Origin of the sequence: Antarctobacter sediminis (assembly GCF_019218285.1) — a bacterium.
Classification (GTDB): domain Bacteria; phylum Pseudomonadota; class Alphaproteobacteria; order Rhodobacterales; family Rhodobacteraceae; genus Antarctobacter; species Antarctobacter sediminis.
The window spans coordinates 454899-469161 of sequence record NZ_JAHUZG010000001.1; the positions used below are offsets into that span (position 1 = coordinate 454899).

The window sequence follows — 14263 nt, forward strand, 5'->3', positions numbered from 1 at the left end:
TTAAGCACCCGCCGATACCTTTGCTTTGGATTGGCAAACATGTTGATCTAGGAACGTGAGCGCTCGCATTTCGCCTTGGAAGGGAATTTGATGGCCAGACCGATGATGGAAACTTCGGGACCCAGACATGTTGCCATCATCATGGACGGCAACGGCCGCTGGGCGACGATGCGCGGCCGTCCGCGGTTGTTTGGTCACCATGCCGGCGCGCGGCGCGTGCGCGAAGTGGTCGAAGCCTGCCCGGACTACGGGGTGAAATACCTGACCATCTTTGCCTTCTCGACCGAGAACTGGAAGCGCACGCAGGTCGAAGTGGCCGGGCTGATGAGCCTGTTCCGCCGGTATATCATGAAAGAGATGCAGGCCTTCGTGAAGGAAAACGTCCGCGTTCGTTTCATCGGAGACCGCCCGCGGCTGGATGCGAAACTGCGCGCGCTGATGGACGAGGCCGAGGATTTCACCAAACATTGCACCGGCGTCAACCTGACCATCGCGCTGAATTATGGCGGCCGGGACGAGGTGGCGCGCGCCGCCCAGCGGCTTGCGATGGATGTGCGGGACGGCAAGCTGGACCCTGAAGGCATCGACGTCGAAACCCTGCCGAAATACCTTGATACACACGTGCTGCCGGATCCTGACCTTGTGATCCGCACAAGTGGCGAGGCACGGATCTCGAACTTTCTGCTTTGGCAGTCAGCCTATGCGGAATACGAGTTCATCGACACGCTCTGGCCGGATTTCACCCCGGAAGAACTGGGGCGGCTATGCGCGGCCTTTGGTGGGCGTGACCGTCGATATGGTGCCGTCAAAGCATGAAAGGACGCTGGCGCGATCTGCGAGCCAGGATCCTGTCGGCGATTGTCCTGATCGGGATCACGACGCTGGCGGCGGTCTCGGGGCCGTTGGGCTTTGCCCTTTGGGCATCTGTCGTGACCGGCCTGATGATCTGGGAACTGACCCGGATGGTCGGACCGCGCCACCCGGGTTTGCCGGTGGTGCTGGGTGTGATCGTGGCGCTGCTGATCTTTGGATCGGCACGGGGGATCGCGGCGCCTTGGGGCGGGACCGATCTGGGCAGCGCCGCGGTCATGGCCGCCGTTGTCGCCCTGTGCCTTGGGCTGATTGTGCGGCGCGACCGGTTGTTGACGGTTGGCTATGGCTTTGCGGTGGTTCTGACAGGCAGCATCTGTGTCGGCGTGCCGCTGTCCATGGTGCTGCTGCTGGTGGTGCTGGTGGCATTGACCGACATCGCCGGGTATTTTGCCGGGAAATCCATCGGCGGGCGCAAGTTCTGGCCTTCGGTCAGCCCCAACAAGACATGGGCCGGAATCGTGGCCGGTTGGGCCGCTGCCGGTTTGTTGGCCATCGTCCTTGTGCTGTGGTTCCGCGCGCCTTTCGGATTTGTCCTCGTGGCGCTGGCGCTCAGCTTTGCCTCGCAGATGGGCGACATCACCGAAAGTGCGCTGAAACGCAGGGCGGGGGTCAAGGACAGTTCCAACCTGATCCCCGGCCACGGCGGTTTTCTCGACCGGCTTGACGGCGTGGTGGGTGCCTCGCTGCCCCTCGTGTTCTTCGTGCTGGTTTTCGACTTATGAGCCGACGCATCTCTATCTTTGGCGCCACAGGGTCGATCGGGCAAAGCACCATCGACCTGATTGCCCGCGACCGTGACGCCTATGAGGTGGTTGCCCTGACCGGCGGTGCCAATATCGACCAATTGGCGCGGGATGCGCGGGCCCTTGGTGCGGGTCTGGCCGTGACTGCCCATGAGGACCGGCTGGAGGATCTGCGGGCCGCGCTGGCGGGCAGCGGGGTCGAGGTGGCAGCCGGTCGCACCGCCTTGGTCGAGGCAGCGACACGGCCCGCGGATTGGGTCATGTCCGCCATTGTCGGCGCGGCCGGGCTGGAACCCGGATTGCGCGCCCTGCAACAAGGGGCGACGCTGGCACTGGCCAACAAGGAAAGCATGGTCTGCGCGGGCCCCCTGATGCTGGCGACAGCACGGGAAAACAAAGCGCGGCTTTTGCCCGTGGACAGCGAGCATTCCGCCGTCTTTCAGGCCTTGATCGGTGAGGATCTGACAGCCGTCGAGCGTGTCATCATCACCGCGTCTGGCGGGGCATTCCGGGACTGGCCGGTGGAGGATCTGGAAAAGGCCACGCCGCAACAGGCGGCCACCCATCCCAACTGGGCGATGGGGCAACGGATCACCATCGACAGTGCGTCGATGTTCAACAAGGCGTTGGAACTGATCGAAACGCGCGAATTCTTTGGGCTGGACCCTGAGAAGATCGAGACCGTCGTGCACCCGGAATCGATGATCCACGCGCTGGTGGGGTTCAACGACGGCGCCTTGATGGCGCATGTGGGACCGCCCGACATGCGTCACGCCATCGGCTTTGCGCTGCATTACCCGGCGCGCAGGGCGCTGCCGGTCGAGCGTCTGGACCTTGTGAAGCTGGGCCAGCTTTCGTTCCGCGCCCCTTGTGAAACCCGCTGGCCGGCCTTGCGGCTGGCGCGCGAGGTCATGCAGGCGGGCGGATTGATGGGCGCGGTGTTCAACGCCGCCAAGGAATCCGCGCTGGATGCCTTCATCGCTGGGCGGATTACCTTTCCGCGCATGGCCGGCGTCGTCGAAGAGGTGCTGACCCGGCTTTCGTCCCAGGCGAGCCATAATGCTGCCGGGATTACCCTTGATATGGTCATCGCGGCAGACCATCTCGCACGGCAAGAGGCCCGTGCGGTCATGTCAGAATAAGAATTGAGTGGAGTGGCAGCTTGGACCCGACGACTTTGATCCCGCAATTCGGTGGCGCACTTTGGACCGTCGTGTTCTTCGTCGTCGCGCTGTCGGTGATCATCGCCGTCCATGAATATGGCCACTATATCGTCGGCAAAAAGACCGGGATCTTCCCCGAGGTGTTTTCGCTGGGCTTCGGTCCGGTGATCTGGTCGCGGATGGACCGCGACGGCACCAAATGGCAGCTCGCCGCGATTCCCTTCGGCGGCTACGTGAAGTTTCGCGGCGATGCCAATGCCTCGGGCGGGATCGACGAGGACGCGATGGACGGGCTCGACGACGACGAACGGCGCACAACCATGGCAGGGGCGCCGCTTTGGGCGCGTGCAGCGACAGTTGCGGCGGGGCCGGTGTTCAACTTCGTTCTGTCGATCCTGATCTTTGCCGGTGTCATTATGTTCCGGGGCGAAATGACCGAACCGCTGACCGTGGGTGAACTGCGCCCGCTGCCGGTGGAACAGGAATTGCGCCCGGGTGACACGATTCTGGCCATCGAGGGCACGCCGCTGCCCGCCGCCGACCAGGGTTCGGCGATGCAGGCCTTTTTTGACGGCCTGCCGCATCAGGCACAGCTGGACTATACCGTGCGTCGCGACGGCAGTGAGATCACCGTTGCCGGCCCTTACACCTATCCGCCAATCGCCACCCAGATCGCGCCGCGTTCGGCCGCGGGTGACGCCGGGCTGAAATCCGGCGATGTCATCACCGCCGTCGATGGAACACCGATCTTTGCCTTTGAAGAACTGAAGGAACGGGTCGAAGGGTCCGAGGGCGCGACGCTGCAATTGACCGTGTGGCGCGATGGCGAGGTGCTGGACAAGGAAATGACGCCGCGCCGGGTGGATGAACCGCAGGCGGATGGCGGATTTCAGACCTTCTACCGAATCGGCATCGTGGGCGGCGTGGCCTTTGACCCTGCGACGGAAACTGCGGGGATCGGGTCTGCGCTTTTGGGCGGTGTGGCGCAGGTTGGCCGCATCATCGAAGGATCCTTGTCGGGTCTTTGGCACATGGCTACGGGCGCAATCAGCACGTGCAACCTGTCCGGCCCCATCGGAATCGCGGAAACCAGCGGCGACATGGCCAGCCAGGGCACCGCGAATTTTATCTGGTTCATTGCCGTTCTCTCCACGGCTGTGGGGCTTCTTAACCTCTTTCCCGTACCGGTTCTGGACGGCGGCCACCTTGTGTTCTACGCCTACGAGGCCGTGTCGGGCCGTCCGCCCAGCGATCGCGCTCTCAAGGTTTTGATGTCCATCGGGCTGACTGTTGTCCTGTCCTTGATGGTCTTCGCGCTTTCGAACGATCTGTTCTGCCCCTGACACAATGCGGGCGGTCTCCCGCCCAACTCCTGCCTGAATCACCGGTCATACCCGTGGGTGCAAACGCAACCGAGGACCGATTCCATGACTGCGATTCAAGCGGGATACCGAAGCATGAGCCTGCTGGTCACCATCAACTGGGACCGGCTGCTGTATATCTGCACCATCGTCTTCGCCTTGTTTTTCGGGGGCTGGCTGGGCTCTGTCCTGCACTAGTCGCTGACAGGCGACAGTCGGCCAAATTCGCGCTTCCGAGCTTTTGACAAGCAGGGGCATTCCCGATACTCACGACTCCGGGATGTCAAAGTGGATTGCGAAAATGGCAAAGGTCATTTCCGCGCGTAAAGCGCTGGGTGGAGCACGAGTTTACAACGTTGCGAATGCGACTCGGGCGGTTTGCCTGAGCTTTGCGGTCGCGATGGGGGCAGGGGTGGCCACCATCCCCGAGGTTGCCTACGCGCAAGCCTTTGTCTTCAACTCCGTCAATATCGAGGGCAATCGCCGGGTCGAACCGGGCACGATCCTGTCCTACGCGGGAATCGCGCGCGGACAGCGCGTGTCTGCCGCGGAACTGAATGACGCTTACCAGCGCATCCTTGGCTCCGGTCTGTTCGAGACCGTCGAGATCATCCCGCAAGGGTCGCGTCTGACCATCCGCGTCGTGGAATATCCGACGATCAACCGCATCGTTTTCGAAGGCAACCGCCGCATCAAGGATGAGGATCTGGCCCGTGCGATCCAATCGCAGTCGCGCCGCGTCTTCAGCCCGCGTGTGGCCGAGGCCGACGCCCTTGCGATCAGCCAGGCCTACGAAGTGCAGGGCCGTCTTGCCGCGCGTGTCTCGCCCAAGGTGATCCGCCGCAGCGACAACCGTGTCGATCTGGTCTTTGAAGTCTTCGAAGGCGGCACCGCCGAAGTGGAGCGCATCGGCTTTGTCGGGAACGGCAAATATTCGGACCGCCGCCTGCGTCGCGTGCTGGACACCAAACAGGCGGGCCTGCTGCGCGCGGTGATCCGCAAGGATACCTTCATCGAGGATCGCGTTGAGTTCGACAAACAGTTGCTGCGCGATTTCTACTCGGCCCGCGGCTATGTCGATTTTCGGATCACCGGCGTCAACGCCGAGTTGAGCCAGGAACGCGACGCCTATTTCGTGACCTTCAACGTCGAGGAAGGCCAGCAGTTCAAATTTGGCGATGTCAGCGTCACCTCCGACCTGTCGGACGTGGACTCTGAACTCTTCGCCAGCAAGGTGCGCCTGAAAAGCGGCAAGGTCTATTCTCCGACGCTGGTCGAGAACGAGATTGCCCGGCTTGAGAAACTGGCGATCAACCTTGGTCTGAACTTTGTGCGCGTCGAACCGCGCGTCACCCGCAATGACCGGGATCTGACGCTGGATGTTGAATTCCAGCTGGTGCGTGGTGAGCGTATCTTCATCGAACGCATCGATATTGAAGGCAATACCACGACACTGGACCGGGTGATCCGCCGCCAGTTCGAGGTTGTCGAAGGCGACCCGTTCAACCCGCGCGCCATCCGCGAAAGCGCCGAACGGATCCGGGCCCTTGGCTTCTTCAACAAGGCAGACGTCGAGGCGCGTGAAGGTTCCAGCCCGCAGCAGGTTGTTGTCGACGTCGACGTCGAGGAAAAGCCCACCGGCTCGATCAGCTTTGGTGGCTCCTACTCGACAGAGAACGGTCTTGGCGCGGCCTTCTCCTTCTCCGAGCGTAACTTCCTCGGCCGCGGTCAGTCCTTCAGCTTCAAGATCAACACGGCCGCCGATGCACAGCAATACGGGCTGTCCTTCGTCGAACCGGGCCTGTTTGGCCGCGACCTGTCGCTGGGCTTTGTCCTTGGGTACAACGAAACCGACAATGACAACGCCGATTTCGATACGGTGACGGGGGTGTTCAAACCCTTCCTCGAATTCCCCGTTGCCGAACAGGCACGGCTGCAACTGCGCTATACGCTGGACTATGGTGACATCCGCAATGCGGACTCGACCGTCGGCGGCATCATCACCTCGGAAATCGCCGAGGGTGAGCGTTTTGACAGCTCGCTGGGGTATACCTACATCTTCGACACGCAGGCGAAGGGTCTGAACCCCAACACCCGCTACCGGTTCGAATTCGGACAGGATTTTGCAGGGCTTGGCGGCGATACGACCTTTGTGAAAACCTCGGCCAAGGCCATCGCACAGACGCTGGTCTGGAACGAAGAGGTCACCCTGCGGGCCTCGATCGAAGGCGGCGCGCTGAGCTACTCCAAGGGTGATGCCCGCGTCACCGACCGGTTCCTGATCGGTCCGGACATCATGCGCGGCTTTACCACTGGCGGGATCGGCCCGCGCGAAGTCGGCACCGGCTTTGATGACTCGCTGGGCGGCAACTATTACGCCGTGGCGCGGTTCGAGGCGGAATTCCCGCTTGGCCTGCCTGAGGAATACGGCATTACCGGTGGCCTGTTCTACGACGTCGGCTCGGTCTGGGGGCTTAGCGACTCGACCAAGAGCAAAGCGACCGGAACGTTGGTTTCCACCGGGTTTGAGGCACGACATGTTGTCGGCTTCTCGATCTTCTGGCGCAGCGCCATCGGTCCTTTGCGTCTGAACTTCACCGAAGCGGTGAAGAAGAACAAATGGGACGAGCCGCAGAACTTCAACCTGACGATCTCCAGCCAATTCTGAGGCAGGCGTGCGTCTGGCCCTTCGGTTTGCTGTCTTGCTGCTGGCGCTTTGGGGCGCCGCAGCCGTGGCTCAGGGGCAGGGTGGCCCCTTTGCCACCGGCGTGCGCCAATCTCCTATCCTTGTGATCGACTTTGAACGCGTTTTCTCGGAAAGCGCTTTTGGTCGTCGCGTAAATGCCGAGATCGAGCAGCAGGGGCGCGCCATCGCCGCGGAGAACCGCAAGATCGAAGCAGAGCTGATCGAGGAAGAGCGCAAGCTGACGGACCTGCGACCCACTCTTGCGCCGGACGAATTCCGCAAGCTGGCCGACGCCTTCGACGAAAAGGTCCAGACGCTGCGCGATGAACAAGATGCCAAGGCGCGTGCCTTGGGTTCGCAGACCGAAGACGCCCGCCGCCGTTTCCTTGGAGTGGCTCAACCGGTGCTCGAAGGTTTGCTGCGTGAGGCGGGTGCGGTCTTGATCCTTGAGCGGCGCACCGTCTTTGTGGCGGCCGATACAATCGACGTCACCGAACGGGCCATTGCGCTGATCGATGCGCAGATCGGCGACGGAACGCCGGCAGACCCAGATCCCACGCCCAAGCCAGAGACGCCAGATCCGCAGGACTGACGCCGCGCTTGCCCCTGCGCGCTGCCATTGCTAGGGGTTAGCCCAAAATACGAAAGGCCGCTTGCCATGACTGACACGCTTCTCAGCGCGGATATCCAGCTGATCCAGCGCATCCTTCCGCACCGCTATCCCTTTCTGCTGGTGGACCGGGTGATCGACATCGACGGCACGCAAACGGCGACCGGCATCAAGAACGTCACCATGAATGAACCGCATTTTCAGGGTCACTTTCCCGGCCTGCCGATCATGCCGGGCGTGACTATTGTCGAGGCCATGGCTCAGACCGCCGCCGTCATGGTGGGCACCGCGCTGGATATGGCCGACAAAGAAATGAAGGTCTATTTCATGTCCATCGACAAGTGCAAGTTCCGCCGCAAGGTGGTGCCTGGCGACCAGTTGATGATGAAACTGACCACGTTGCGCGGCAAACCCGGTGGCAAGGTCTGGAAGTTCGGCGGCGTCGCCGAGGTCGAAGGTGAGATGGCCGCCGAGGCTGAGTTCACCGCGATGATGGACCTGCCGTCTTGACCCAGACCGTGATCCATCCCTCTGCCGTCGTCGAAGAGGGCGCGGTCATTGGTGAGGGCTGCCAGATCGGTCCCTTTTGCCACGTTGGCCCCGAAGTCGTCCTTGCCGAGCGGGTCGAACTGAAAAGCCATGTAGTGGTGACAGGACAGACCGAAATCGGTGCCGAAACGGTTGTCTTTCCGTTTGCCGTGATCGGTGAGATCCCGCAGGATCTCAAGTTCAAAGGCGAAAAGACACGACTGGTGATCGGTGCGCGCAACCGCATCCGCGAACATGTCACCATGAACAGCGGCACCGAAGGCGGTGGCGGCGTCACCCGCGTGGGTGACGACGGTTTGTTCATGGCGGGCTGTCACGTGGCCCATGACGCGCAGGTCGGCAACAACGTCATCCTTGTGAACAATGCGGCGCTGGCAGGACATTGCGTGATCGAGGATGATGTCATCATCGGCGGCCTGTCGGGTGTGCATCAATGGGTGCGCATCGGGCGCGGGGCGATCATCGGCGCGGTGACCATGGTCACCAATGACGTGATCCCCTACGGCCTTGTGCAGGCTCCGCGTGGCAAGCTGGACGGGTTGAACCTTGTCGGGCTCAAGCGGCGCGGCGTGGCCCGGTCGGACATCACGGCGCTGCGCGCCGCCTTCCAGATGCTGGCCCAGGGTGAGGGCGCTTTTGCCGACCGCGCCAAGCGGCTTCGGGATGAAACACAAAGCGACTATGTGCGCGAAATCGTGGATTTCATCCTTGGCGACAGTGACCGCCACTTCCTGACGCCGGGGTAAGGCCGAGATGCTGGCCCTGATCGCCGGGCGGGGGGCTTTGCCCGCCGCCGTGGCCGGCGCCGCGGGCGAACCGGTCCTGATCTGCGGTCTGGACCATTGCCCGCCGGACCATGTTGAGGCCGAACACCTGTTCTGTATCGAACGGCTGGGCGGCTTTCTGGCATGGCTGCGGTCCAGGGGCGTCACCCGTGTCTGTCTTTGCGGGTCCGTGGACCGGCCAAACCCGTCGCTGCGGCGCATCGGGTTGCGCACCCTGCCGCTCGTGCCACGGATCCTGCGCGCGCTGAAGCGTGGCGATGACGGCGCATTGCGTATTGCGATTGATATCCTCGAAGGTGCGGGTTTCACCGTGCTGGCGGCGCATGAACTGGCGCCATCCTTGCTGCCTGCGGCGGGCGTGCCGACGCGCGCCCGGCCGGATGACGCCGCGACTGAGGCAGCGCGCTTGGGCGACCGGGTGTCAGGTGAGCAGGCCCGGCGCGATCTTGGGCAGGCCTGCGTTGTCCGCGATGGTCAGGTGATCGCCCGCGAAACCGAGGCAGGCACCGATGCCATGCTGCGAGGATTGGGGCCAGAGGCGCGCGGCGGCGTGCTGTACAAAGCCCCCAAACCGGGTCAGGAGCGGCGCGCCGACCTGCCGGTGATCGGGCTTCAGACTGCCGAAGGCGCGGCGGCGGCAGGTCTGGCCGGGATCGTGGTCGAGTCGCAGGGCGTCATGGTGCTGGATCAGCCGCAAGTTCTGGCCCGGCTGGAGGCAAGCGGCCTGTTTTTGTGGATACGCGAAAGGGGAGCCTGATGGAGGTTTTCATCACAGCGGGCGAACCGTCGGGCGACCGTCTTGGCGCCGCCCTGATGGCCGGTCTCAAAGAGCTTGTGCCGGGCGTTACCTTTCGCGGTGTCGGTGGCCCGTTGATGATTGCCGAAGGGCTGGACAGCCTGTTTCCCATGGATGAAATCAGCATCATGGGCATCACCGAGATCCTCAAGGAATATCGCCACCTCAAGGCGCGTATCCGGCAAACGGCGGACGCGGTTGTGGCCGAACGGCCTGATGTGCTGATCACCGTTGATCTGCCCGAATTTTCGCTGCGCGTGGCGCGTTTGGTCAAGGCGGTCTCTGATGTGCGGGTGGTCCACTATGTCGCGCCGACGGTCTGGGCATGGCGGCCCAAACGCGCGCAAAAGATGGCGGCGCATGTGGATCAGGTGCTGGCGCTCTTGCCGTTCGAGCCGCCATATATGGAAGCCGCCGGGATCGCCTGCGATTTTGTCGGGCATCCGGTTGTGACAGAACCGCAGGCCACGCAGGAAGAGGCCGCAGATTTCCGTGCCCGTCATGGCATCGGCGGAGAGATGGCGCTGGTCTTGCCCGGATCGCGGCGGTCAGAGGTCGCACGCCTGTTGCCGATCTTTGCCGAGGTGGCAAATCAGCTCTTGGCCCGGCGGCCGGATCTGCGGCTGGTGGTGCCCGCGGCCCGCCCGGTTGCCGCAACGGTGCGCGAGGCAGTGGCAAACTGGCCGGGCAACCCGTTGGTGATCGATCCGGCCGAAGATCCCGAGGGTCTGGAAAAACGCGCGGCTTTCCGTGCGGCGGACGTGGCCATCGCGGCCTCTGGCACCGTATCGCTGGAACTGGCGGCAGCCGGGACGCCGATGGTCATAGCCTATGACATGAGCTGGCTCAGCCGGCAGATCATCGGGCGGATGTTGCTGGTCGACTCTGTGACGCTGGTCAGTCTTGTCTCGGAAACCCGCGCCGTGCCCGAGTTCATCGGCGCCAAGTGCCAGCCGACCCCGATTGCCGAGGCGGTTGGCAGGGTGCTGGACGCTCCCGAGGCGCAACAAGAGGCCATGACACTGACCATGGAGCGGCTGGGCCGGGGGGGCGAACGACCGGGATTAAGGGCCGCCCGGGCAGTGTTGAACCGGCTGCCCGAGGGCAAGACCCTCAACTGAGAGGCGCAGACCAAAAAAGAAGGGCCGGAAACCTGCGTTTCCGGCCCTTTTGTCTTGTGTCTGGAAGGCGCGGCTCAGAGCAGCGCCTTGACCTTTTCGGCCACCGCTTCGGCGGTGATGCCAAAGTGATCGTAAAGAACATTTGCCGGAGCCGAGGCGCCAAAGCTGTCCATGCCCACGAAACCGGCCTTCTTGGCATTGCCGCGCTCACCGCAGAGCCAGCGGTCCCAACCCATGCGGACGCCTGCCTCGACAGCCACACGCACCGGACCGGCGGGCGGCAGGACACGGCGGCGGTAAGCTTCGTCCTGTGCCTCGAACAGTTCCCAGCAGGGCATGGAGACAACGCGGGTGCCGATGCCTTCGGCTTGCAGCAGGTCGCGGGCCTTCAGCGCGATGGAAACCTCGGAACCGGTTGCCATCAGGATCGCCTGACGCTTGCCCTCGGCCTCGGCCAGCACATAGGCGCCTTTCTCGGTCAGGTTGGCGTTCTTGTGCTCGGTCCGTACGGTGGGCAGGCCCTGACGGGTCAGCGAAAGAACCGAAGGTGTCGCCGTCTGGCGCAGCGCGATTTCCCAGGCTTCGGCGGTTTCCACCGCGTCGGCGGGGCGGAAGACCAGCGTGTTCGGCGTTGCGCGGCTGATCGCTACGTGTTCGACCGGCTGATGGGTCGGGCCGTCTTCGCCAAGGCCGATCGAGTCATGGGTCATGACAAAGACCGTCGGAACCTTCATCAGCGCGGCCAGCCGCATCGGCGGGCGGGCGTAGTCGGTGAAGGCCATGAAAGTACCGCCGTAGGGGCGGATGCCGCCATGCAGCGCCATGCCGTTCATCGCCGAGGACATGCCGTGTTCACGAATGCCCCAGTAGATGTAGCGGCCTTTGCGGTTGTCGGTGTCAAAGACACCCATGTCACCGGTCAGCGTGTTGTTGGAACCGGTCAGGTCGGCGGAACCGCCCATGGTTTCCGGCATCACCGGGTTGATGACTTCCAGAGCCATTTCGCTGGCCTTGCGGGTCGCGACCTTGGGGGCGTTTTCCGAGATCTGCTTTTTCAGCGCTTTGATCACGGCCGAGAGCTTTTTCGGGGCCTCGCCGTCCATGACGCGGGTGAATTCCTTCTGGCGCGAGGCGCTGGCCTCGGCAAAACGGGCGTTCCATGCTTCACGCTCGGCCGCGCCGCGCGATCCGACCTCTTCCCACCAGGACTTGATGTCCGCCGGAATGTCGAAGGGAGCCGAGGTCCAGCCCCACGCGGTCTTGGCCGCATCGTTCTGTTCCTCGTTGGTCAGCGCACCGTGACCCTTGGAGGTGTCCTGCGCCGCGTGGCCAAGCGCGATATGCGTCTTGCAGGCGATCATCGAGGGCTGCGCGGTTTTCTTGGCCTCGGCAATGGCGGCGTCGATGGCCTCGGGGTCGTGGCCGTCGATTTCCTGCACGTGCCAGCCCGACGCCTTGAAGCGCGCGACCTGATCGGTGCGGTCCGACAGCGAAACCTTGCCGTCGATGGTGATGTCGTTGTTGTCCCAGAAGACGATCAGGTGGCCCAGTTCATAGCGACCGGCAAGGCCGATGGCCTCTTGGCTGACGCCTTCCATCAGGCATCCGTCACCGGCGATCACATAGGTGTGGTGGTCGACCAGCTTCTTGCCAAACCGGGCGCGCAGCGCCTCTTCGGCGATGGCGAAGCCGACCGAATTGGCGATGCCCTGACCCAGCGGGCCTGTGGTGGTTTCGATTGCCTTGGCAAGGAAGTTTTCCGGGTGGCCGGCGGTCTTGGCGCCCAGCTGGCGGAAGTTCTTGACCTGCTCCAGCGTGATTTCCGGATCGCCCGACAGGTAGAGCAGCGCGTAAAGCAGCATCGAGCCATGGCCCGCCGACAGGATGAACCGGTCGCGGTCGGCCCAGTCGGGGCGGCTGGCATCGAATTTCAGGTGCTTGGAATACAGAACCGTGGCAACGTCGGCCATGCCGATGGGCATGCCGGAGTGGCCGGAATTGGCCGCGGCGACGGCATCCAGCGCAAGCGCGCGGATGGCGGTGGCGCGCATCCAGTGGTCGGGATTGCGGGTGCGAAGCTCTTGGATATCCACCGGGTTTCGTTCCTCTGGCTGGGGGTTTGCGGGCGTCAATAGCAGTCCAGCGGCGAAGTGCAAGCCAAGCGCCGCAACGCGCGTGAAGGCCGTCCTCTAAGGCCTTGGAAGATAAGGGGGCGCAATTTCCTTTTTCGCTTGTTAAACTTTCCCCGGTCGGGTGTGGAACGATTCGTTCCGTCCCGGAAAGAGGAGCGGCGCGACCAAGGGCGCGGCACCGGGCAAGAGGACGAAGCAGGGCAGAATGAGCCAGATCGAGGACTTGCAGGCGCGCATCACACGTGCGCTGGACCGTATCGGACAGGGAATTGACGGGATCGGCGCGACCCCGGTCTCTCCGGATTTCGACGCCCTGCGGGGCCGGGCCGAGGCAGCGGAACAGGCCTTGGCCGAAGCGCAGGAGGCACTGGCCGCCGCGCGGGATCAGGCGGAGATCGACCGCGATGCTGCTGTCGCGGAGGCAGCGGAGCGCGCCGAAGCCGAGCGTGAGGCAGCATTGGTTGCGCTAAGGCATGAGGCCGATACCGAAAGGGATGCGGCTTTGGCCGCACTACGCGAACAGGCCGAGGCAGACAGGACAGCGGCCATCGCCGCCATCCGGGCCGAGGCCGAAGAGGCGCTGGAACGCGCCCGTGCCGAGGCCGGGGCCGAAGCCGAGGCGCAGACGGCACCTGTCACCGAGGGGGCGCCCCCTGATGTTGCCGCGCTTGAAGAGGCGCTGGAAGACGAGAAAATGGCAAACGCCCAGCTGGAAGAACGCCTGCGCGTGCTCCGCGCCCGGCTGGAAGAGGTCAGCGCCGCCGCACCGGCAGAAGCGCCAAAGCCCGAGACGCTGGCCGCGCTGGATGCCGAGTTGCAGAAACTGCGCGCCGCCAATGATGAACTGGTCACGACCAATGCGGCGCTGCGCGAAGCCAATGCTCAGGGTGTTGGCGATCCGGAATTGATCAATCGCGGACTACAGGCCGAGCTGGAGGCGCTGCGCGCCGCAAGGGCCGCCGAAGCCGCCGAGGCGACCGCCGTGATCGGGGCACTGACCCCGCTGCTGGCCGACGCCGCCGAAGGGGAGATGCAGGGATGAGCCAGATGGAGGTCGAGATCAAGATCGGTGGCCGCAGCTTTGAGGTTGCCTGCCAGCAGGGGGAGGAGCAATATCTCTTGTCCGCGGCCCAGTTGCTGGACACCGAGGCACAGGTGCTTGTGACCCAGATCGGCCGTATGCCCGAGGCGCGGATGCTGCTGATGGCGGGCCTGATGCTGGCGGACAAGACAGCCGGTCTTGAGGAACGACTGCGCGAGGCACAGGACAAGCTGAAAGCCGCGGAGAGCGAGCTTGCCGAGTTGAAGGCCAAACCCGCGCCGGATCCCGAAAAGGTCGAGGTGCCGGTGATCCCGAATGACGTCACCGACGCGCTGGCGGAGATCGCCGCCCGTGCCGAGGCATTGGCCAATAGTTTCGACGAGGCGAAATCGGGCTGAGGGC

At 63.6% G+C, this 14263-nt stretch carries 14 protein-coding genes; 13 read left to right on the forward strand and 1 reads right to left on the reverse strand.

Annotation, left to right across the window (positions count from 1 at the left end):
* Positions 1-90: 90 nt before the first annotated feature.
* The 11 genes from uppS (at position 91) to lpxB (ending at position 10687) form a co-directional block, all read left to right on the forward strand.
* A complete protein-coding gene (uppS, locus tag KJP30_RS02180; RefSeq protein WP_218447351.1) occupies positions 91-816 on the forward strand; it encodes an undecaprenyl pyrophosphate synthase in 726 nt (241 codons plus the stop codon).
* Entirely contained in the window at positions 813-1595 is a 783-nt protein-coding gene (locus tag KJP30_RS02185; protein WP_218447352.1) for a phosphatidate cytidylyltransferase, read from the forward strand. The genes uppS and KJP30_RS02185 overlap by 4 nt, the downstream gene beginning before the upstream one ends.
* A complete protein-coding gene (dxr, locus tag KJP30_RS02190; RefSeq protein ID WP_218447353.1) occupies positions 1592-2758 on the forward strand; it encodes a 1-deoxy-D-xylulose-5-phosphate reductoisomerase in 1167 nt (388 codons plus the stop codon). Before KJP30_RS02185 ends, dxr begins: the two co-directional genes overlap by 4 nt.
* A 20-nt stretch (positions 2759-2778) precedes the next feature.
* On the forward strand, positions 2779-4122 hold the full coding sequence (gene rseP, locus KJP30_RS02195; RefSeq protein WP_218447356.1) for an RIP metalloprotease RseP: 1344 nt from the start codon (positions 2779-2781) through the stop codon (positions 4120-4122).
* 84 nt (positions 4123-4206) lie between these two features.
* Complete coding sequence (locus tag KJP30_RS25005; RefSeq protein ID WP_255564378.1) at positions 4207-4338, forward strand: hypothetical protein; 132 nt, start codon at positions 4207-4209, stop codon at positions 4336-4338.
* 103 nt (positions 4339-4441) lie between these two features.
* Positions 4442-6808, forward strand: coding sequence for an outer membrane protein assembly factor BamA (gene bamA, locus KJP30_RS02200; RefSeq protein WP_218447358.1), 2367 nt, complete (start codon positions 4442-4444; stop codon positions 6806-6808).
* A 7-nt stretch (positions 6809-6815) separates the two neighbouring features.
* Complete coding sequence (locus KJP30_RS02205) at positions 6816-7418, forward strand: OmpH/Skp family outer membrane protein (protein ID WP_218447359.1); 603 nt, start codon at positions 6816-6818, stop codon at positions 7416-7418.
* A gap of 66 nt (positions 7419-7484) precedes the next feature.
* The gene (fabZ, locus tag KJP30_RS02210) at positions 7485-7946 is read left to right on the forward strand and encodes a 3-hydroxyacyl-ACP dehydratase FabZ (protein ID WP_218447361.1); all 462 of its coding nucleotides are present in this window, start codon (positions 7485-7487) and stop codon (positions 7944-7946) included.
* Positions 7943-8731, forward strand: a complete 789-nt coding sequence (gene lpxA / locus KJP30_RS02215; RefSeq protein ID WP_218447362.1) for an acyl-ACP--UDP-N-acetylglucosamine O-acyltransferase — start codon at positions 7943-7945, stop codon at positions 8729-8731. Before fabZ ends, lpxA begins: the two co-directional genes overlap by 4 nt.
* A gap of 7 nt (positions 8732-8738) precedes the next feature.
* Positions 8739-9527: an LpxI family protein gene (locus tag KJP30_RS02220; RefSeq protein WP_218447364.1), complete on the forward strand. Its 789-nt coding sequence runs from the start codon at positions 8739-8741 to the stop codon at positions 9525-9527.
* Positions 9527-10687: a lipid-A-disaccharide synthase gene (gene lpxB / locus KJP30_RS02225; RefSeq protein ID WP_218447366.1), complete on the forward strand. Its 1161-nt coding sequence runs from the start codon at positions 9527-9529 to the stop codon at positions 10685-10687. The genes KJP30_RS02220 and lpxB overlap by 1 nt, the downstream gene beginning before the upstream one ends.
* 74 nt (positions 10688-10761) lie before the next feature.
* Here lpxB and tkt read toward each other — a convergent pair whose 3' ends face one another.
* Positions 10762-12780 (reverse strand): transketolase, encoded by a 2019-nt coding sequence (gene tkt / locus KJP30_RS02230; protein WP_218447368.1) that lies wholly within the window; start codon positions 12778-12780, stop codon positions 10762-10764.
* A gap of 244 nt (positions 12781-13024) precedes the next feature.
* On the opposite strand from tkt, the gene KJP30_RS02235 reads away from it, so the two are divergent.
* Both KJP30_RS02235 and KJP30_RS02240 read left to right on the forward strand, forming a co-directional pair.
* Positions 13025-13861 (forward strand): colicin transporter, encoded by an 837-nt coding sequence (locus tag KJP30_RS02235; RefSeq protein WP_218447370.1) that lies wholly within the window; start codon positions 13025-13027, stop codon positions 13859-13861.
* Positions 13858-14259 (forward strand): cell division protein ZapA, encoded by a 402-nt coding sequence (locus KJP30_RS02240; protein ID WP_218447371.1) that lies wholly within the window; start codon positions 13858-13860, stop codon positions 14257-14259. The genes KJP30_RS02235 and KJP30_RS02240 overlap by 4 nt, the downstream gene beginning before the upstream one ends.
* The last annotated feature ends 4 nt before the right edge of the window (positions 14260-14263 follow it).